General features: G+C 61.5%; 17 protein-coding genes. 5 read left to right on the plus strand and 12 right to left on the minus strand.

Annotation, left to right across the window (positions count from 1 at the left end):
- The first annotated feature begins 382 nt into the window (after window positions 1–382).
- Both HYE77_RS28435 and lpxO read left to right on the plus strand, forming a co-directional pair.
- Window positions 383–1,723, plus strand: coding sequence for an LPS O-antigen chain length determinant protein WzzB (locus HYE77_RS28435; RefSeq protein WP_087692674.1), 1,341 nt, complete (start codon window positions 383–385; stop codon window positions 1,721–1,723).
- Window positions 1,724–1,985: 262 nt separating this feature from the next.
- A complete protein-coding gene (lpxO, locus tag HYE77_RS28440) occupies window positions 1,986–2,885 on the plus strand; it encodes a lipid A hydroxylase LpxO (protein WP_008436177.1) in 900 nt (299 codons plus the stop codon).
- An 18-nt stretch (window positions 2,886–2,903) separates the two neighbouring features.
- Here lpxO and ligD read toward each other — a convergent pair whose 3' ends face one another.
- Complete coding sequence (ligD, locus tag HYE77_RS28445; RefSeq protein ID WP_003218457.1) at window positions 2,904–5,402, minus strand: DNA ligase D; 2,499 nt, start codon at window positions 5,400–5,402, stop codon at window positions 2,904–2,906.
- Window positions 5,403–5,413: 11 nt separating this feature from the next.
- Complete coding sequence (locus HYE77_RS28450) at window positions 5,414–6,262, minus strand: Ku protein (RefSeq protein WP_003218456.1); 849 nt, start codon at window positions 6,260–6,262, stop codon at window positions 5,414–5,416.
- A 196-nt stretch (window positions 6,263–6,458) separates the two neighbouring features.
- On the opposite strand from HYE77_RS28450, the gene HYE77_RS28455 reads away from it, so the two are divergent.
- Together HYE77_RS28455 and HYE77_RS28460 are read left to right on the plus strand one after the other, a co-directional pair.
- Window positions 6,459–6,779 carry a hypothetical protein gene (locus HYE77_RS28455; protein WP_177009410.1) on the plus strand — a complete coding sequence of 107 codons (321 nt, stop codon included), beginning with the start codon at window positions 6,459–6,461 and terminating at the stop codon, window positions 6,777–6,779.
- Window positions 6,780–6,809: 30 nt separating this feature from the next.
- Window positions 6,810–7,970 (plus strand): PQQ-dependent sugar dehydrogenase, encoded by a 1,161-nt coding sequence (locus tag HYE77_RS28460; RefSeq protein WP_003218452.1) that lies wholly within the window; start codon window positions 6,810–6,812, stop codon window positions 7,968–7,970.
- A gap of 126 nt (window positions 7,971–8,096) precedes the next feature.
- On the opposite strand, the gene HYE77_RS28465 is transcribed toward HYE77_RS28460, so the two are convergent.
- Both HYE77_RS28465 and HYE77_RS28470 read right to left on the minus strand, forming a co-directional pair.
- A complete protein-coding gene (locus HYE77_RS28465; RefSeq protein ID WP_008436190.1) occupies window positions 8,097–8,576 on the minus strand; it encodes a nuclear transport factor 2 family protein in 480 nt (159 codons plus the stop codon).
- A 32-nt stretch (window positions 8,577–8,608) separates the two neighbouring features.
- On the minus strand, window positions 8,609–9,160 hold the full coding sequence (locus tag HYE77_RS28470) for a TetR/AcrR family transcriptional regulator (protein WP_177070105.1): 552 nt from the start codon (window positions 9,158–9,160) through the stop codon (window positions 8,609–8,611).
- Window positions 9,161–9,285: 125 nt separating this feature from the next.
- Between HYE77_RS28470 and pssA the strand changes: the two genes are divergently transcribed.
- Entirely contained in the window at window positions 9,286–10,629 is a 1,344-nt protein-coding gene (gene pssA, locus HYE77_RS28475; protein WP_102604991.1) for a CDP-diacylglycerol--serine O-phosphatidyltransferase, read from the plus strand.
- A gap of 18 nt (window positions 10,630–10,647) precedes the next feature.
- Here the strand turns inward: pssA and HYE77_RS28480 are convergent, their stop codons facing one another.
- From HYE77_RS28480 to HYE77_RS28515, 8 genes are all read right to left on the minus strand, one after another.
- On the minus strand, window positions 10,648–11,091 hold the full coding sequence (locus HYE77_RS28480) for a hypothetical protein (protein WP_008436193.1): 444 nt from the start codon (window positions 11,089–11,091) through the stop codon (window positions 10,648–10,650).
- 107 nt (window positions 11,092–11,198) lie between these two features.
- A complete protein-coding gene (locus tag HYE77_RS28485) occupies window positions 11,199–12,419 on the minus strand; it encodes an MFS transporter (protein ID WP_003218442.1) in 1,221 nt (406 codons plus the stop codon).
- 3 nt (window positions 12,420–12,422) lie between these two features.
- Window positions 12,423–13,202, minus strand: coding sequence for an ABC transporter ATP-binding protein (locus HYE77_RS28490; protein WP_003218440.1), 780 nt, complete (start codon window positions 13,200–13,202; stop codon window positions 12,423–12,425).
- A gap of 26 nt (window positions 13,203–13,228) precedes the next feature.
- Window positions 13,229–14,296: an iron ABC transporter permease gene (locus HYE77_RS28495; RefSeq protein WP_023658859.1), complete on the minus strand. Its 1,068-nt coding sequence runs from the start codon at window positions 14,294–14,296 to the stop codon at window positions 13,229–13,231.
- Window positions 14,293–15,408, minus strand: coding sequence for an ABC transporter substrate-binding protein (locus HYE77_RS28500; RefSeq protein ID WP_003218435.1), 1,116 nt, complete (start codon window positions 15,406–15,408; stop codon window positions 14,293–14,295). The genes HYE77_RS28495 and HYE77_RS28500 overlap by 4 nt, the downstream gene beginning before the upstream one ends.
- Window positions 15,405–16,256: a PepSY domain-containing protein gene (locus HYE77_RS28505; protein ID WP_003218433.1), complete on the minus strand. Its 852-nt coding sequence runs from the start codon at window positions 16,254–16,256 to the stop codon at window positions 15,405–15,407. Before HYE77_RS28505 ends, HYE77_RS28500 begins: the two co-directional genes overlap by 4 nt.
- Window positions 16,257–16,261: 5 nt before the next feature.
- Window positions 16,262–18,490, minus strand: a complete 2,229-nt coding sequence (locus HYE77_RS28510) for a TonB-dependent siderophore receptor (protein ID WP_177070107.1) — start codon at window positions 18,488–18,490, stop codon at window positions 16,262–16,264.
- Between the two features lie 133 nt (window positions 18,491–18,623).
- Window positions 18,624–19,526, minus strand: coding sequence for an AraC family transcriptional regulator (locus HYE77_RS28515; protein ID WP_003218429.1), 903 nt, complete (start codon window positions 19,524–19,526; stop codon window positions 18,624–18,626).
- Window positions 19,527–19,578 lie beyond the last annotated feature (52 nt).

Here is a 19,578-nt window from a genome sequence, read left to right on the forward strand (position 1 = left end):
AAAAAACGAGCAGTCAATACCTTGGTGTGTAGATGCCTGACGGATAAGCTGAATCGATTTTGTGAGAATTGTCTGGTTTCTCATTGTTGCGTACGAATTTTCCCAGTATTCACGGGTATTTAGCGCCATTTTGTGCGTTGATTCGGAAACGGTTCTTTACAAGTTCGTCTACGCTCAGCACCAGGGTAGGGGCTCCTGCGTAATCTGAACGAAAACAATCTACGGTGATGTGGGATTTTTCCATGACCGAGGTGGTCCGATGACCATCGGTAGACCGTTCGTGTCTTGTGTACAGGGCGTTGTCCCTGATTTTCAAGCGGCCATTCAGTATTTGATGAATATGTGTGACCGCTGACTGTCGACTTTTTAAGGTGCATCAGTTTTGAATAAAACTCCTCGGCTTCACGCTCATGCGGCATCGGACGAAATTGATCTGTTTGAACTGTGTCATGGTATCTGGCGGCAAAAGAAGTTGGTGCTGGGGTGTACGATTCTGGCGGGGGTGCTGGGGGCGGGCTACGCTTTTCTGGCCCCGCGGGAGTATCAGGTCAGCAGTGTGCTGCGCCCGGCTGCCATCAATGAGTTGGATGCTCTGAACCGCTCCGAAGTCTATAAGTTGCCGCCGGCCGACGCCCTGAACAAAGTGGGGGCGCAACTGGACTCATACGAAGCGCGCCTGGGGTTTTTCAAGTCCCATGAGGACCTGTTCAAGGCGTTCCAGAAAACCGGGCAAAGCCTCGAGCAGAGTTTTGAAGAATTCAATCGAAACTCCATCAACCTGAGCCTGCCCGATCCCAAGAAGTCCGACTCCCTGAGCAGCTATATCAAGCTTGAGCTGGAATACCCGGCAGACATCGACGGGGTAGCGATTCTCAACGGCTTTGTAGACTACGCAATTGATTCGGAACGTGCCCAGGTCGGTGCTGACCTTAAAGTGATCGTCAATAACCGCTTGAACGAACTCAAGGGCAAAATCGACGCGGCGCGCTCCAATTACGAAACCGACAAGGAATCGAAGATTGCCAAGCTGCTTGAAGCCGACAGGCTCAAACGGGCCAAGCTGGAGGACGAACTGGGTGCCCTGCGCTTACAGATGAAAATGGAGCGCACGGACCGGCTGGCAGAGCTGGCGGAGGCCATTTCCATCGCCAAGTCGATGGGCATCAAGACCCCGACCACTCCTTCTTCCATGGCAGATGCCTCGCGTAGCGGCTCGAATCAAGTAATGCGCACCGAGGTCAACAACCAGAAAATCCCGCTGTACTTCCTCGGTACAGAGGCGCTTGAGGCGGAACGTGCCGCGTTGCAGGCGCGTACCAGCGACGACTTTACCAACAGCCGCATTGCACAGATTGGCAAAGAGTTGCAGATGCTGGAGGTCAACCGTGAAGTGGAGGTGCTGAAAAATCGCGGGAATGAAGACATTTTCTTGCAGGATGTTGAACCGTTACGAGCGGAAGTCGCGCGTTTGCGAGGCCTCAATATCGACATGAGTGGCCTCAAGCTGGTAACCATTGACCGTCGTGCCCAAGAGCCGCTGAGCCCGATCAAGCCCAAGAAAGCCCTGGTTATGATACTGAGCCTGCTGGCAGGGTTGACCGTGGGTGTACTGATTGCGCTGGGCCGCCATCTGCTGGCACGACGCGAAGCCGTACCCTACTCGGAGTTGGATGAATATCGGCTTTCTCTGCGTACACGCAAGGATGATGAACCGAAAAGCTGACGCCTTCAGCAGCGGGCAGGCCGCCCGGCAAGCCCGCTGCTGCTGTTCCTGGCACACTCACTGGACACCTTTTCACAAATCTTGATTAACCTTTGGTTACAAAGTGTGGCTAAAATAGCTGCCAATGGCCACGACCGGATTGTCACCCAGCCGTTCGTGTTGCCGGTTTTGTGAATTGTGATTTCAGGTGCTGCATCTTCAATCCTCGGCCGTTGTGGGCACGCGGGAGCAGCCTGTTCTCTTCTGACTTGTGACGAATACCTTGAAACTCATCATTGTTGCTCTCTACGTTGCCTCTATTGCGTATGTCCACCTGCGTGGCCGGGTGCGCCACAAGCTGGGGCGCCAGCTCAGTGATCACTCGACCTTCCTGGCTCCGGTGAACTGCTTTCTCTACCTCTTTTCCAAACTGCCCAGCCGACCGTACCTGTCCCCCAGCGACTTTCCCGACCTGAGCCCGCTTCAGGAGCATTGGCAAGAGATCCGCGAGGAAGGCCAGAACCTGCTGCGCGCAGGCGAGATCAAGCGCTCCGACCAGTACAATGACGTGGGTTTCAATTCGTTCTTCAAGTCGGGCTGGAAGCGTTTCTATTTGAAGTGGTACGGCGACAGCCATCCTTCGGCGATGAAGCTGTGCCCGCGCACCACCGAGCTGGTGCAAAGCATCGGCTCGATCAAGGCCGCGATGTTTGCCGAGCTGCCACCGGGCTCAAAGCTGGTACGCCATCGTGACCCGTATGCCGGTTCCTACCGTTACCACCTGGGCCTGGACACGCCCAACTCTCCGGGCTGCTACATCAACGTGGACGGTGAAAACTACTACTGGCGCGATGGTGAGCCGGTGATGTTTGACGAGACCTTCATCCACTACGCCGAAAACACCACCGAGCAGAACCGGATCATTCTGTTCTGCGATATCGAACGCCCGATGAAGTACCGCTGGGCGGCCGCGTTCAACCGTTGGTTCAGCCGCAATGTGATGGCTGCGGCCGGTTCGCCCAACGATGCCGGTGACAAGACCGGCGGCCTGAACCGTGCATTTACCCGCCTGTACAAGATTCGTCTGCGGGGCAAGGAGTTGAAGAAACGCAACCGCACCCGTTACTACCTGGAAAAGTGGGCGATCTTTGCCGGCCTGGCCGCGATCTTCATCCTCATCTGAACCGGGCAGCGGAGCGCATCAGCCTGGCGGATGCGCCCCCAGCTTCTCCCACATCTTCTTGCTGATCTTCTGCCGATTGGCATAACCCGCCCACGGGTCCTTTTTCAACCCCTGCAAACGCTCGTGCAGGTTAGCCACCGTCCATTGTTGGGCGCTGTGCAGACTCTTGAACTCATCACGACTCACCGGTACCGATACCGGCAGGCCGGGCCGCGCCCGCACCGAGTAGGCGGCTACCGTGCTGGCGCCCCGGGCGTTGCGCAGGTAGTCGATGAAGATCTTGCCCACGCGATTCTTCGGGCCCGAAGTTGCGGTAAAGCGCTCAGGCAACTGCAGCGTCATGAACTGGGCGATGGCCTTGGCGAAGGCTTTTACCGAGTCCCAGCCGTCGCGGCGCGCCAGCGGCACCACCAGGTGCAGGCCTTTACCGCCGCTGGTCTTGACGAACGCTTCAAGCCCCAGTTCATCGAGTACCGACAAGGTCAGTTGCGCCGCTTCAAGCATGCTTTTCCACGGCAGTGCCGGGTCCGGGTCGAGGTCGAGCACAAACAGGTCCGGGGTTTCAATCTTGTCAGCGGTAGCGCCCCAGGTATGCAACTCTACGGTACCCATCTGCACGGCACCGATGAGCGCGGCCGGGCTGTCGATTTCCATCAGCCGCGCATGGCCCGGGTCCAGGGCCTGGTCCAGTTGCTTGATATTCGGGATCGCCAGGCGCTCGGAGTGCTTCTGGAAAAACTGTTCGCCGGCAATGCCTTCCGGTGCCCTGAGCAAGGACACCGGCCGGTTGCGCAGAAAGGGCAGGAGCCATTCGCTGATGCCCTCATAGAACTGTGCCAGTTGCAGTTTCTGTGTAGCGCTCTGGGCATCGATGACTCGGTCCGGATGGGTAATCCTGACCCCAGCCACGGCGCCGGTGCCCGCCGTCTTTTTGCGGGGTTTTTCCTTCAGCGATTTGGCCGTCCGCGGCTGCTCATGCACAATCTGCTCCGCCGGCTTGTCGGTGCGCAGCCCGACAAACGCCGCCTGGCGCACCACACCTTCGCGGGTCCATTCGGCAAATTGCACTTCGCCCACCAGCTGCGGCTCGACCCAGTGCACGCCGCGTGCCTGGGCACTGGTCAGGGGCTTGGCCAGCGGTGAAGTCTGGCGTTCCAGCGCCTTCAACTGTGCACTGATCTTTTTCAGCGCGGCCTGATCGAATCCGGTACCTACGCGCCCGGCATACACCAGGTCGCTGTCATCATTGACCGCCAGCAACAGCGCGCCAAACCCGCTGCGCGAACCTTGCGGGCGGGTGAACCCTACGATCACAAATTCCTGGCGCAGCCGGCACTTGAGCTTGATCCAGTCCGGGCTGCGCCTGGAAACGTAGGGGCTGCCGGCACGTTTGCCGATCACGCCCTCCAGCGCCAGGTCGCAGGCACTTTCGAAGATATCCCGCTGGTTGGCAGCAAAGGACTCGGAGAAGCGCAGCAGCTTGCTCTTGCTGCGGCTAACCGCGTCCTTCAGTGCGGTGCGGCGCTCTTCGACAGCGGCTTCGCGCTGGTCGCGGCCGTCCAGGAACGGCGCATCGAACAGGTAATAGACAATGTCCAGGCTGCGGCCGATATCAAAGGCGTTTTGCAGCGCCTGGAAATCCGGCAGCCCGTCGGCGTTCAGGCTGACCACCTCACCGTCAAGCCAACTGTCCTTGAGCTTCAGGGCTTCCAGGGCCTTGGCCTGGCGTGGCAGGCGATCGGTCCAGTCATGGCCATTGCGGGTGAACAGCCGAACTTCGCCATCGCGAATCCGCGCGAGGATGCGATAGCCGTCGAATTTGATCTCGTACACCCAATCGCCTTCCGGTGCACGGTCCACCAGTGTCGCCAGCTGTGGCGCGAGTTGATCGGGCAGGTCGGTTGAGGGCTTGCGCCTGGCTTTCTTCGGCGCTGCGGGCTTTTTCGCAGCCCCCACCGTTGCGTCGCTCAGCACGCTTTTCGGTTCAGCCTGGACCACATCGTAGTCAGCCACCGGGCGTGCCTGCTGATCGTTCTCCTTGATCAACAACCACTGCTCCTTGTCGCCGCTGCCCTTGAGTCGGGTGCGCACCAGCGTCCAGTCGCCTGCCAGTTTTTCGCCGATCAGGCTAAACTTCAGCTTGCCGGCCGCGTAGGCCTTGTGCGGGTCATCGTGGGGCTGCCATACACCGCGATCCCACACGATCACATCGCCAGCGCCGTATTGGCCTGCCGGAATGCTGCCCTCGAAACTGCCGTAGCCCAATGGATGATCTTCCACATGCACCGCGAGGCGCTTCTGGCTCGGGTCGAGGCTTGGGCCCTTGGGCACCGCCCAGCTTTTGAGGACGCCGTCGAGCTCCAGGCGAAAGTCATAATGCAGGTTGCGCGCATCGTGCTTTTGAATCACGAACGACAGGGCATGCGCCCGGTTCCTGGCGCGAGGCGCACTGCCGGCGGGTTCGGCGGTCACGTCGAAGTCGCGCTTGGCGTTGTATTCACTCAGGGGCTTGGCCATGGCGGTCTACCTCATGAAGCCTTGCTGGTCTTTTTCGCGGCAGGTTTCTTGGCTGCAGCCTTGGTCGCGGGCTTGCCGGCCAGGCTGCGCTTGAGCAACTCCGTCAGGTCGATCACGTCCGCAGATTTGCGCTCATCCACACCTTCACTGGATTCCACGTCTTCGATCTTGCCGGCCTTGGCCTTCTTCGCCACCAGCGCCATGATCTTTTCCTGGAAGCTGTCGCGGTATTCGTCCGGCTGCCAGTCGGCACTCATGTCTTCCACCAGACGCTTGGCCATGTCGAGTTCGCCCTTGGCCAATGTCGGTTTGGTCACGTCGCTGCCCAATTCCAACTCGTCCAGGCCACGCACTTCGGCAGGCCAGCGCAGCATCACCAGCACCAGCGCCGACTCCAGCGGCATCAGTGCCGCCAGGTGCTGCTTGGTGTGCAGCACCACGTTGGCCAGGGCGACCTTGCGGGTTTTCTTCAGGGTTTCGCGCAGCAGGGCATACACCTTGCCGCCGCGCTTGTCGGGGGCCAGGAAGTAGGGCGTGTCGATGTTCTGCAACGGGATCTGGTCGCTGGCCACAAACGCGATGATTTCGATGGTCTGGGTGGACTTGGGGTGGGCCGAGCGGATTTCGTCTTCGCTGAGGATCACGTAGCGACCTTTCTCGTAGGCCACGCCCTTGACGATATTCTCCTTGGTGACTTCCTTGCCGGTGGTCTTGTTGATGCGCTTGTAACCCACCGGGTCCATGCTGCGTTTGTCCAGCCAGTCGAAGTCGACGCCCTGGGAGGACGTGGCCGAGACCAGTGACACGGGGATGTGCACCAAGCCAAAACTGATTGCGCCTTTCCAGATAGCCCGTGGCATGTCGGTATTCCTGAAGTGTGTGGTCTTCAGGTGACAGGGCGGATTCGGCAAAAGTTTCCCTGGCCAGCCGGCTGGCACCAGGGGTTCAGACAGATCGTGTTACACCTGATGAGAAACTATTTAGTTACCAAAGCCGAACCCAAGGCGTAGCGTGTTATCGAAAGCACGTATTACTTGCGCCCAGAGAGGCTTTGTCATGAACACCCGTTTGCGCAACCTTGCCGTATTGGCGTTGGGCCTGGCCTTGAGTTCGTTGGCACAGGCGCAAAACCTGCCCGGCAGCAGCAACAACCCCTACAACGGCCCCATCCACCAGGCCAACCCCAACAGCATGCAGGGCACCCAGCCCAACGCACCGGCAGCGCGAGGCACCTATATTCCGCCGGCACAGCGGCCGCCGACCCTGCAAAACGGCGGTATCGGCAACAGCGTCCAGCGCCGTGACGGCGCGCAGACCCCGCCGGCTATCCAGCCCAAGACTCCCACCCGTGACGCCAATGGCAATCGCGGCGATTGAGTGTGTAAAGACGACAAGGAAACCCACCGTATGCTGTTACGCAAAACCCTTCTAGCGACCTTCTGCGCCGCTGCCTTGCTGCCCCTGGCGCTGCCTGTCTCGGCGGCCGCCACCCAACAGTTTCCCAGCGAGCAAGGGAGTATCACCGTCACCCCGATTGCCAAGGGCCTCGATCACCCGTGGGCGGTGGCGTTCCTGCCGGACAAGCAAGGCTTCCTGGTCACCGAACGTCCCGGCAACCTGCGGTTTGTCAGCCCGGACGGCAAACTGTCCGCGCCCCTGAGTGGCGTGCCGAAGGTGTTTGCCAAAGGGCAGGGCGGCCTGCTGGACGTGGTGCTGTCGCCGGACTTCAAGGAGGACCGCCTGGTGTACCTGTCCTACGCCGAGGGCGGCGGCACGAATGGCACCGCAGGCACCGCAGTCGGGCGTGGGCGCTTGAGCGATGACCTGAGCGGCCTGCAAGACTTCAAGGTGATCCTGCGTCAGGAGCCCAAGCTATCCACGGGCAACCACTTCGGCTCGCGGCTGGTGTTTGACCGCGATGGTTACCTGTTTGTGACCCTTGGGGAAAACAACGACCGGCCCACCGCCCAGGACCTCGACAAGCTGCAAGGCAAAGTGGTGCGGATCTTCCCGGATGGTCGTATACCGGAAGACAACCCCTTTGTCGGCCAGGAAGGCGTGAGGCCGGAAATCTGGTCCTACGGCCAGCGTAACCCCCAGGGTGCGGCACTCAACCCGTGGAGCGGCACACTCTGGGAAAACGAACACGGCCCGCGCGGCGGGGATGAGATCAATATCATTGAACGAGGGAAAAACTACGGCTGGCCGCTGGCGACCCATGGCATCAACTATTCCCTGACGCCGATTCCCGAGGCCAAGGGCAAGACAGTCGAAGGCACCGTTGCACCGCACCACGTCTGGGAAAAATCACCGGGTGTGAGCGGCATGGCGTTCTACGACGCCGACCGGTTCAAGGCCTGGCAGCACAACGTGTTTATCGGGGCATTGGTCAGCCAGGAGTTGATTCGCTTGCAGTTCGACGGTGACAAGGTCATCCACGAAGAGCGACTGCTGGGCGGCCTGAAAGCGCGGATCCGCGATGTGCGCCAGGGCCCGGATGGTTACCTGTATGTGCTCACGGATGAAGATAACGGCGTGTTGTATCGGGTGGGTTTGAACCAGGACTGACGGATACGGCAAATACCAATGTGGGAGCGGGCTTGCTCGCGAAAGCGGTGGGTCAGTCGCTGGAGATGTTGGCTGAGCCATTGCCTTCGCGAGCAAGCCCGCTCCCACAGTTGTGTAGCGTCGAGCCTACAACCCAAGCTCCGACAACCCCGGATGCTCATCCGGACGCCGCCCCAGCGGCCAGTGGAACTTGCGCTCGCTTTCCTTGATCGGCATGTCGTTGATGCAGGCAAACCGGTTCGCCATCAAGCCGTTCTCGTCAAACTCCCAGTTCTCGTTGCCGTAGGAGCGGAACCAGTTGCCGGAGTCGTCATGCCATTCATAGGCATAGCGCACCGCAATGCGGTTGCCGGTAAACGCCCACAACTCCTTGATCAACCGATAATCCAGCTCTTTGGCCCATTTGCGGGTCAGGAAGGCCTTGGCCTCTTCGCGGTTGTGGGCGAACTCGGCGCGGTTGCGCCATTGGGTATCCAGGGTATAGGCCAGGGACACCCGTTGCGGGTCCCGGGAGTTCCAGCCGTCTTCGGCCAGGCGAACTTTCTCAATCGCCGACTCACGGGTAAACGGCGGCAACGGCGGGCGTATTTCTGCGTTGGATGACATGGGACGGCTCCTTAACAGGTTTAAAAGTCAGGTCAAAGTTGCAATAGGGTTCGCGCCATGGATTGCGCATTATCGGCAGCGGTGGTGTTGCCCATCACCAGGGCAACGGTAATGGCGCCATCAATCAGGATCAGCAGGTGCGCGGCCTGGCGTTCCGGGTCGGGGGTGCCATGTGCTTGACACAGTTCGAGGGCGTACTCGAACAGTTTATGTTTGTGGGCCTTGGCCAGTTGGCGCACCGGGTTGTGCGGGTCGCCGGTCTCGCCGCTGGTGTTGATGAAGGCGCAGCCGCGAAAGTCGTCGGAGCCGAACCAGGTTTTCAGCGCACTGAACACACCCAGCAGGCGCTCGCCCGTGGTGGCATGGCGTTCAACTTCGCTGCGCAGCCAGTGCATCCAGCGCTCGTCGCGGCGTTGCAGGGCGGCAATCACCAGTTCGTCCTTGTTGGCGAAGTAGCGGTAGACGCTCTTTCTGGAGACGCCGGCGGTTTTCACCAGAAGATCCATGCCGGTGGCAGCGATGCCATTTCGGTAGATCAACTTTTCGGTAACGTCGAGGATAATGTCGCGAGTGATATCGTTCATGGAGATTACAGTAGAACGATCGTTCTCCTTGGTCAATTAATTATTTTTAACCCTGGGCGGGAAGACCTGAGCCAGCCCATGGTGTAAGCTCTGGAGTCCTTCGGATTCGACCCATTGCGAGCCCTATGCCGTCGTTATTCAAACGCTCCCTGTTGCCCAAGCTGCGCGGTTTTCCCCTCACGCCCGACGCGATCGAGGTGCTGTCCGGCGCCGCCGAGTACCGCCGTTGCCTGCTGGAGAAAATTTCCCAGGCCACCCAGCGCATCTACATCGTAGCGTTGTACCTGCAGCAGGATGAGGCGGGGCAAGAGATCTACGACGCGTTGCACGCTGCCAAGGCCGCCCGGCCCGGTCTGGATATCGTGGTGGTGGTCGACTCGCTACGGGCCCAGCGCGGTTTGATCGGTGCCGGCAAGCAACCGGGCAACAGCGCCTGGTACCAGGCCATGACCCAGTCCCACAGCACCGAAGTGCCGGTGTACGGCGTGCCGGTGCAAACCCGCGAACTGTTCGGCGTGCTGCACCTCAAGGGCTTCGTGATCGATGACAGCGTGCTGTACAGCGGCGCCAGCCTGAATAACGTGTACCTGCACAAGTTCGACAAATACCGCTACGACCGTTATCACCTGATCCACAACAAGGCGCTGGCCGACTCGATGCAGCACCTGGTGGAGCACGGCCTGGTGGCCGCCAAGGCGGTGCATCGGCTGGACCTGCCCAACCCGCCGACCACCCGCAGCCTGCGCAACGACATCGGCGACCTGCGCAGCCGCCTCAAACACGCGGTGTATGACACCTCGGCGGGGCAGTTGCCCAACGGCAACCTGACGGTCAGTCCGTTGTTGGGCGTGTGCAAGAACAACCCCCTGAGCCGGGTGATCTGCGAGCTGATTGCCAGCGCCCAGCATCAGCTGACCATCTGCACGCCGTACTTCAACCTGCCGCTGCCAGTGACCCGGGAAATCAACCGCGCCCTGGCGCGCGGGGTGAAGATCGACATCATTGTCGGCGACAAGACCGCCAACGATTTCTACATCCCGCCGAGCGAGCCGTTCAAGGTCATCGCCGCGCTGCCGTATCTCTACGAAATCAGCCTGCGTCGCTTCGCCAAGCGTCACCAGCGCATGATCGACAGCGGCCAGTTGAACCTGCACCTGTGGCGCGACGGCGACAACACCTACCACCTCAAGGGCATGTGGGTCGACCAGCGCTACACCTTGCTGACCGGCAATAACATCAACCCGCGGGCGTTTCGCCTCGACCTGGAAAACGCCTTGCTGATCGATGATCCCAAGGGGGAGTGGGTAGGGCCACGGCGCACGGAGCTTGCCGAGATTTTCCAGCACACCTCGCGTATTGAGCGCTACCAGCAGCTGGAAACCCTCGTGGAGTACCCGGCGGCCGTCGGCAAGTTCTTGCGCCGGGTCAGCCGGGTGCGGATCGAGCGGTTGTTGTATCGGATTTTGTAGGGCCCGTGACCTTGCAGGTTAATCCGGAATCGACCTGACAAGAATGTTGTCCAAGTCGTAGCGATGGGGTTCGCTGCCTGCACTTCTTGACCAGAGTCTGATTGAGATTGGGTGAGTGCCTCCGTCCTCTTTCACGTACGGAAGAGGGACAGTCAGGCGCGTCCAGCCGGGAGACGGTGGATGTGGCCCGTATGCTTGCTCCAAGCCTCCCGCCAACACGATGATGTCCGTTTCCGATAGGGTCCGGTATTCAAAGATCACTGTGTATTCAGTGCCCTTTATGAATGAGTAGGACTTGGAGATACCCATCTCATGAACCGCATCGGATGCATTGGTGAGGTAGAACTCGTGATCGTTCCCAGGCGTCCGTGGCTCAAGCTTTGCGGTGTCTGGGCGGTCCGGGTGCCAGCCATTCCAATTTCTGTCAGTAAATGTCGTCAAGTCATTCAGGTCGTCGCTCATGGTGCTTGTCTCCAGAAAAGGTAGGTGGCCTCAGCTAATGCTGTGGCCACGCGCTTTATCAGAGGCTTTTCAGGGATGGACGTCTACCGTCAGAAATAACAGGTAGCTCAACCTGGGGTGTTACCTGGTTGCCGTGCCGCCGGCCAGCACGCGATCAATAGCAGCAGCGCCGCCGCCACCAAGTAGGGCAGGCGAGGTTCGATCGCGTAGATCAAGGTCCCGGCCAACGGCCCGACCACCACGCCCAGGCCTTGGGCCGCACCCACCGAACCTGCCGTGGCGCCTTGCTCCGACGCATCCACCGCATTCGCCGCCAGCGCCGCGAAAGACGGGAAGATCCAGCCCATGCCGGCCGCGGACACAAAAAAGCACAGCCACAGGATCCAGGCCGTATCAGCGAACATGCTGCCGGCAAATCCCAGGGCTGACACCACCGCACCGATGCGAATCATCCGCAGCGGCGGCCACTCCAGTTTGCGCACTACCAGTTGCGAACAGATCAACGCCAGCCCGACCATGGTCAGGGCGATACCGGCAGTTTGTGCCGCATCGGCCGGGTTCATCTTCAAGCGATCCAACGCGAAAAAACCCACGGTTATCTGCGCGATCGACACACACAGCATCGCGACAAACGCCACCACCAACGGTCGACGCAGGCGTGGGTCCGAGAGGTTGACCGGCTTGGGCGGCTGCTTGAGGTGCAGCTCCTGGCGCGGCAATTTGGCCAGCAGCAACAAGAATCCCAACAGCGGTAACACCGCCATCGCATAAAACGGCAGGCTCAGGCTGTGACGCGCCAACAGCGCAGCAATCGCCGGGCCCAGCACCAGGCCGCAGGCGTTGGCGGCGCCCAGGGAAGCCATGGCCTTGGCGCGGTGCTCAGGCTCAATGTTGTCGGCCACCAGCGCATAGCCGCCCACCGGTATCGCAGCGTAGAACACGCCGATCAGGCCACGACCCAGAATCAGCCCGATAAACGCCAACATGGCCGATGGCAGCAGTTGCAGGGACGCATCGATAAACACGCACAGCGCCCAGTAGGCCAGGGTGAAACCACCGGTGCCCAGCAGCAGCACACGGCGCCGGCCCAGTCGGTCACTGGCCTGGCCCCATGGACGAGCCAGAAGCATCCAGATCACCCCGGACACGGTGACCGCCGCACCTGCCTGCCAGGTGGCCAGGCCAAGCACCCGAGCGATCGGGCCAATCAGCGAGACAAATGCCATCATCGCCATGGTGCAGGCCATGTTGGCCAACAGCAGCGGCCTCAGGTTGAATGGGCGGTCAGTGTGCAAAGTCGCGAGTGCAGCGTCTTGGGAGCTGTTCATCGGTTATCCAAGGGCAGGAGAAAAGGGCAGTCGTGCATCCACCATCACCAGCGGGCGGCCATGCACCTGTTCCAGGCGGCCACTCACACCATAGACGTTTTTCAGCAACGCCTGATTGATCACCACTTGCGGTGGCCCGGCAGCGGCCAACTGACCGTTGTGCAACACCACCACCTGATCACTGAAGCCCAGGGCGAGGTTGATGTCGTGCACCACCACCAGGGTGATCAGGTTGCGTTCGCGGGTGGCCTGGGTGATGGCTTCCACCACCTGGCACTGGTGATACAGGTCCAGGGCGCTGGTGGGTTCGTCCAGCAGCAACACCCGAGGCTGGCGCACCAGGGCCTGGGCCAGGCCCACCAGTTGGCGCTGGCCACCGGAAAGTGCATCGATCGGGCGGTCGGCGAGGGCGGTCAGGTCGAGGTCGGCGAGGATTTTTTCCACGCCCTTGAGCACCGTCGGGCTCGGCCGCCCAGGCGCAAAACCCGCGCCGCGATGGCCGGCCATGGCCGCACTCAGTACCGCTTCGAAGGCGCACAGGCGCGTACGCTCCGGCAGGCTCTGAGGCAGGTACACCACTTGTTGCGCGCGCTCGACTTGCGGCAGGCGATTGAGATCGACACCCTCCAGCCAGATCTGGCCGTGCGCCTTGTGCAGTCCGGCGATGCCACGCAACAAGGTCGACTTGCCGGCAGCGTTGGGGCCGATCAGCGCGGTGATGGTGCCGGGCAGCAACGCCGGCAGATGAATGTCCTGCAGCACGCTGCGACTGCCGTAGTGCATGCTCAATGCTTGTGTGCTTAATCCGGTCACAGAGCACCTCGGCGGTTACGCATCACAATCGCCATGAAAAACGGAATTCCCACCAGTGCGGTGACAATCCCCACCGGAATCAACACGCCGGGCATCAATGCCTTGCTGGCAATCGACGCCATCGACAGGATCAAGCCACCGCTGAGCACGCTCGCTGGCAGGAACAAGCGGTGATCTTCACCCACCAACAGCCGCGCGATATGCGGAGCAATCAGCCCGATAAAACCGATAGTGCCGACAAACGAAACCGCCAGCGCCGACAGCAGGCTGATGCGCAGCAACGACAGCACCCGCAGGCGGCCGACATCAATCCCGAAACTGCGGGCGCGTTCCTCGCCCAGGGTCAGGGCAGTCAACGCCCAACTCTGACGCAGGGAAAACGGCAGGCACAGCAGCAACGCCGCAGCGAGGATCGCGAGCTTTTCCCAGGACGCCCGGGCCAGGCTGCCCAGGGTCCAGAACACCAGTTGCTGAAGGCTGTCCTGGCTCGCCACAAACTGCAGCAGTGCCACCAGCGCATTGAACGCAAACACCAGGGCAATCCCGAACAGCACCAGGCTCTCCACACCAAACCCACGCCAGCGTGCCAACAGATACAGCAATGCCACCGATGCCAGTGCGAACAGAAAGGCGTTGGCCGAAATCAGGTACTGCGCCGGCACGCCAGGAATGCCCATCCCGAGCACAATGGCCAGGGCTGCACCGAAGGCGGCGGCGGCGGAAACGCCGAGGGTGAACGGGCTGGCCAGCGGGTTATCCAGCACCGTCTGCATTTCGGCGCCGGCCAGGGCCAGTGCCGCGCCCACCAGTACCGCCATCAACGCGTAAGGCAGGCGCACATTCCATACGATCACCGCCTCCACCCGCGGCATCGAAGCCGGGTCCCACAGCACTTGCAACAGGCGCGTCAGGCTCATGCCGGAAGGCCCGGTGGTGATGTCCACCGCCAGGGAAACCACCAATGCCAACGCCAGCGCCGACAACAGCAATACCCGTCGTCCATGGCGGTGGCGATAGCGCTCACCTGCGCCATCGGCGCTCGCACAGGCTTGCACCTGCGTCACGGCACAAGGCTCGTGGTGAATACGCCGCTGGCCGGAATTGGCATAAAGCGCCGGTACAATTCGGCTCGGGTCTGTTCCGGATCCAGGTCGGCGAACAACTCAGGATGCAGCCACTTGGCCAGGGCCTGCACTGCGATCAAGTGTTCCGGCGAGTCATAGAAAATATGCCAGAGGCCATGCACGTTGCCTTCACGTACCGCCCGCAGTTCATTCAGCGGCGCGCGCTGGGACACTTGCTTGAGGCTGTCGTTGGCCTGCTGCGGCGTGGCCGAATAGCCGAGGGTCACACCGCCCTGGCCGTGGCCGAATACGCCGGTGGCGACGTACACATCCGGATCGCTGGACAGAATGTATTCGACGTTCAATGTGCCGATCGGGCCGGGAATGCGCCCGTCGGCGATGTTCCGGCCACCCGCGAGCTTGATCATTTCCCCGAAGTTGCCGGTGCCCGGCGAACCACAGCAATCCTGCAGGCCGGCGAGCATGTCGATGAAGATCTTCGGCCGTTTTACCGTCCCGGCCTTGGCCAGGGTATCGGTGACCTTGGCCAGCGAGGCCTGGTAAAACGCGATGTAGTCCTCGGCTTGTTGATTACGGTCCAGAGCCTTGCCCAGCAGGCGCATGCTCGGCACCGTGTTGCTCAGCGGATGGTCGCTGAAGTCGACGAAAATCACCGCCACGCCGGCCGCTTCCAGCTGCTTGACCGCCTCGCTGTCGGGGCTCGGGCCATGGCCGCCGCTCAAGGCCATGATCGCCAGGTCCGGGTGTACCGCCAGGGCCTTTTCCACACTGAAGGTTTCGGCGGAGGTGCCGCCTACCAACGGTACGTTGTCGGCTTCGGGAAAGTGCTTCTGGAACGCGGCGTAACCCTGCACGTCCAGGCCGCGAAAATCTCCTTGCCAGCCGGCGATGCGGGTAAACGGGTTCTTGCCTTCAAGGAGCGACAGCGAGTAGATCATCCGGCCTTCACCCAGCAGGATATGCGAGACCTTGTCCGGTACGTCGACCTTGCGCCCCGCCAGGTCGGTGACGGTGTGGGCGCAGGCCAGGCCGCTCATTAACAGGCCAAGACCGAGCAGCAGGCCGCGTTGCAACAACAGAGGGTGTTTCATGAACAATTTCCTTGAACAGTTGGGCGCACGTGGCGGACGCGTTTGCGCCACCACAACAACAGCCCGGTGAGATAGAGCAGCGGCAATGCCAGGCCGCAAAGAAAGGCCAGGGCCGCGCCGGGCAACCCGAGCAACAGGTGGCCGTGGGCGGCGGAGAACAGCGGTTTGATCGCGGCGGGGTTGGCGAAGAACCAGTCGGGCCGGGCCAGCCAGGCGCCGCTGCCGGCAATCACCGCCAACGGCAGGCACAGCCAGGCGGCTGCGACGTTGTGCCATTCCCGCAGGCGGCGCAGGCCCTGGCTGCCCGGGCGCAAGCTGGCGGCTTTCCACCAGCTGCGCCGCCCCGGCCACCACAGGTACAGGCCGCTGCCCACCGAGCCCAGCAGCACCAGGCCACAGGCAAACAGGGCGACGGCGCCAATGGGCGGCGGCAACAGCAGTGCCCGGTGCAGCGCCACCAGCTTCGCCAGCCACAGGTCATCGAACACAAAAAATGCCCGTGGCTCGGCACTGTAGGGATCGATCATCGCAATGCCGATGCCGGGCCGATCCTCCAGGGCTCCGAAGACGATCGCGTTGTCCGATTCCAGGAAACCCTGGCGCGGTTTTGCGGCGCCAAAGACTTTCTGAAATTGCGGGTAGGCACCCAGTGCCGCGCTGATCCACTGCGCGTCATCCAGCAGTGCGCCGTGTTCAACCGGAGCCAGGTCCAAGGCCTGGCTGCCGACCTCCCAGCGCAGGATCGGCCCCTTGAGTTCCAGCAGCGCACCGCTCAAGCCAATCAGCGCCAGCAGCAGGCCGACGCTCAGCGCCAGCCATCGATGCACACGAAGCCACCACCCACGCATGGCAGTTACCAGCGATAGCGCAGGCTGGCGATGACACTGCGGTCATACCCGGCACTGCAGCTGGAGAGGGAGCAGCCTTCGTAATAGTGCTTGTCGGTCAGGTTGGTGGCATTCACCGCCAGGCGCAGGCCCTTGGCCGCCGGGATCAGCTTGTCGAAATCGTAGTGCACCGCCGCGTCGAGCAAGGTGTAGGAGGGCACGCTCACAGTGTTGGCAGCATCGGCCTCGGTGGAACCGATATAGCGTACGCCGACGCCAAATCCGAGCCCGGTGAGCGGGCCAAAGGGCAGGGTGTAGTCAGCCCACAACGACGCCATTTTTTCCGGGGTGTCGGTGGGGCGGTTGCCTTTTTCCAGCGGGTTGTTGCTCTTGCTGACTTCGGCGTCGTTGTAGGTCAGGGTTGCCAGCAGGTCCAGGCCCTTGGCGAGGCTGGCCTTGCCTTCCAGCTCCACGCCGCGCACGTTGACCTCACCGGTCTGCACGCTGTTCAGCGGGTTGCTCGGGTCGGTGGTCTTGACGTTCTGCTGGGTCAGGTCGAACAGCGACAGGGTGATGTAGCTGTCGATCCCGGGCGGCTGGTACTTGATGCCGACTTCCGACTGCTTGGCGGTGCTCGGTTGGAAGCTGGTGCCGTAGAAATCAGTGCCGAGCACCGGGTCGAACGAGGTGGCGTAGCTGATGTACGGCGACAGGCCGTTGTCGGCCAGGTAAACGAGGCCTGCACGGTAGGTGAACTTGTTGTCGTCCTGCTTCTGCCCGGTGTCGGTCAGGCGGTTGTCGGTGCGCGCACTCGAATGATCCTGGCGACCGCCGACGGTCAGTACCCAACGGTCGTTGAACGTCATCTGCTGCTGGGCGTAGAGCCCGGTCTGGTCGGCGCGCTGCAAGGTGCTGGCGAACGGGGTGTTCGGCGCGAACACACCCCCGTGCACCGGGTTGTAGATGTCGATCGACGATGCCGCGCCGCCGTTGAGGTAATAGTCTTCACGGGTGCGTCGGTAATCGACCCCCAGCAGCGACACCATCTGCACCTCGCCAAGGTTCCAGCGGGCCTGGGCATTGTTGTCCAGGGAGTACACGTCGCCGACGATGCGGAAGCGGTAGGCCGACCGGTTCAAGGTGCGCAGGTCCGGCGCCAGGGACATGCCGCTGGCGGTGTTGGTCAGCAGGTTGACGTGGCCATAACGTGCGCTGGAATTCAGGCTCCACACATCGTTGATCCGGTGCTCCAACAGGTAGCCCAGCGAGTATTGCGTGCGGCCGTTGTCCAGGCCGGGTTCGTCGAGAAAGACGTTGTGTTTGACCTTGCCATTCGGGTTCGGCTTGAGCGTGCCCACCGTCGGCAGGAACACCCGGGGCGCGCCGAATTCATCCTCCGAGTAATCGGCCAGTACGGTCAGGCTGGTGTCGTCGTTCGGCCGCCAGGTAAACGACGGCGCGATGAAGGTTTTGTCGTCCTTGATGTGATCGAACTGGGTGCCGCTGCTGCGCTCCAGGCCCACCAGCCGATAGAGGAATTGCCTCTGGTCATCCAGTGGCCCGCTGAAGTCGAACTGGCCCTGGGCGCGGTCGAAACTGCCGCCCTGGAGCTGCACTTCATGGAACGACTGGTCCAGTGGCCGCTTGCTGATCTGGTTGACCACACCGCCCGGTGCGTTCTGGCCGAACAACACCGAGGCCGGGCCCTTGAGCACGTCGATGCGTTCCAGGCCATAGGCTTCGGCTTTTGGCCAGGCCTGGGTGGTGGTGCCACGTAAGCCGTCGCGCAACATGCCGGTGCTGGTCACGTCGAAGCCGCGAATCGAGAGGTTGTCGAAGCGCTGGCTGGCGGCGGTAGTGTTGGCCTGCACGCCGGCCGTGTAGCGCAACGCTTCGCTCACCGATTGCACTTGCTGCGCGTCCATCTGGTCGCGGGTCACTACGGAGATCGACTGGGGGATTTCATTGAGCGCGGTGTCGGTCTTGGTCCCGCTGAGGCTACGCTTGGCCACGTAGCCGGCCTGTTGTCCGGTGGGGCTGTCGGCTTGGGTCCCGGTGACCACGCTGCTGTCGAGCACCAGGGCGTGATCGGTGTCCGCCTCGGCGGCCTGCACAAGGTTCATCTGGGTCAGCGACAGGCCCAGGGCAACGCCATGGATCAGGGTTGCCAAGGGCTTGCGACTGGTTTTCAAGTGCGGGACTGCGGTATCGATTGGCAAACCTGGGGTGTCTCGGTACAGAACGCGGGTGCCCATGCTTCACTCCATGATGAGGTGTTCAATGCGAATGCAAACGTATCTCATCCAGGCGTTGTGACGCAGGGCTATTGCTTTGGGTCGAGCGATCATTTCTTTCGTTTGCGGGGCAGGGCGGAACTTTCACAACCCGTCAGCGCAACGCCTTGGGCGAAACCCCGAAACGCTTGCGAAACGCCGTGGAGAAATGCGCCGGGCTGTAACCCACGCGGTACGCGGCGCTGGACACATTGGTCTCACCGCTGGCGAGCAGGCGATAGGCTTCGGCCAGGCGCTGTTCCTGCAAGTACACATAGACACTGGTGCCGAATACCTGACGAAAGCCCGCGGTCAATTTGCGCGGGTTGAGGCCGACTGCGCGAGACAGCTCGGCCAATGACGGCGAAGCCTGCAACGAACCGAGCAACAGGTCGCGGGCGGCATGAATGCGTTCGATGTCCGCTGAGTTGCAATGGGCGTCCTGCACCGGGCGCGACTCGGTTTGCGCGAGAATTCCCTCCACCCCCAGCGCTGTCAGCTCCAGGGCCTTGCCGCCCAGATAGAAGGAGCGGGCAGGGCCCTGCAACGGGCAGGTGAAAATCTGTTGGGCAAGGGCGAGCAACGGTTTGCTCGCGGGCTGGCAGAACATCATCGGCCCGCCGCCGCGTTTATCCAGCAGGCGCTCAGGCTCAAGGCCGACGCTGCGGATCGACGGGAAATCCAGCTGCACGGTGGTGTAGCGCACCGGCACACCACTGGCGAACAGGTGATCGCCACAATGTTCACCCTGGTTGGCCACGGCGCACAGGGTCGGCCCGCGAATCTCCACTTCCTGCTGGCCTTCGACCCGGCAATTGAGCTGGCCGCTGAGCACCAGGATGATCTTCAAACCTTGCCACAGCGGCTCTTGCATCCACATCTGGCTGTCCATCAACACAGTCCCGGCGGACAGGGTGATTTCCGGCACGACGGTGGCGGCACCCGTGTTCAAAGTGTTGGGAAAATTGAGGGTGAAATCCCTTTGGGTCGGTAGCGGCGCAGCGTGTGGGCTGAGCATGGCGGACTCCCTGTGAACCGGAAAAGAGGGGCATACGCTAGCAGGAAATTTC

Origin of the sequence: Pseudomonas sp. IPO3774, from assembly GCF_013386835.1 — a bacterium.
Lineage (GTDB): Bacteria > Pseudomonadota > Gammaproteobacteria > Pseudomonadales > Pseudomonadaceae > Aquipseudomonas.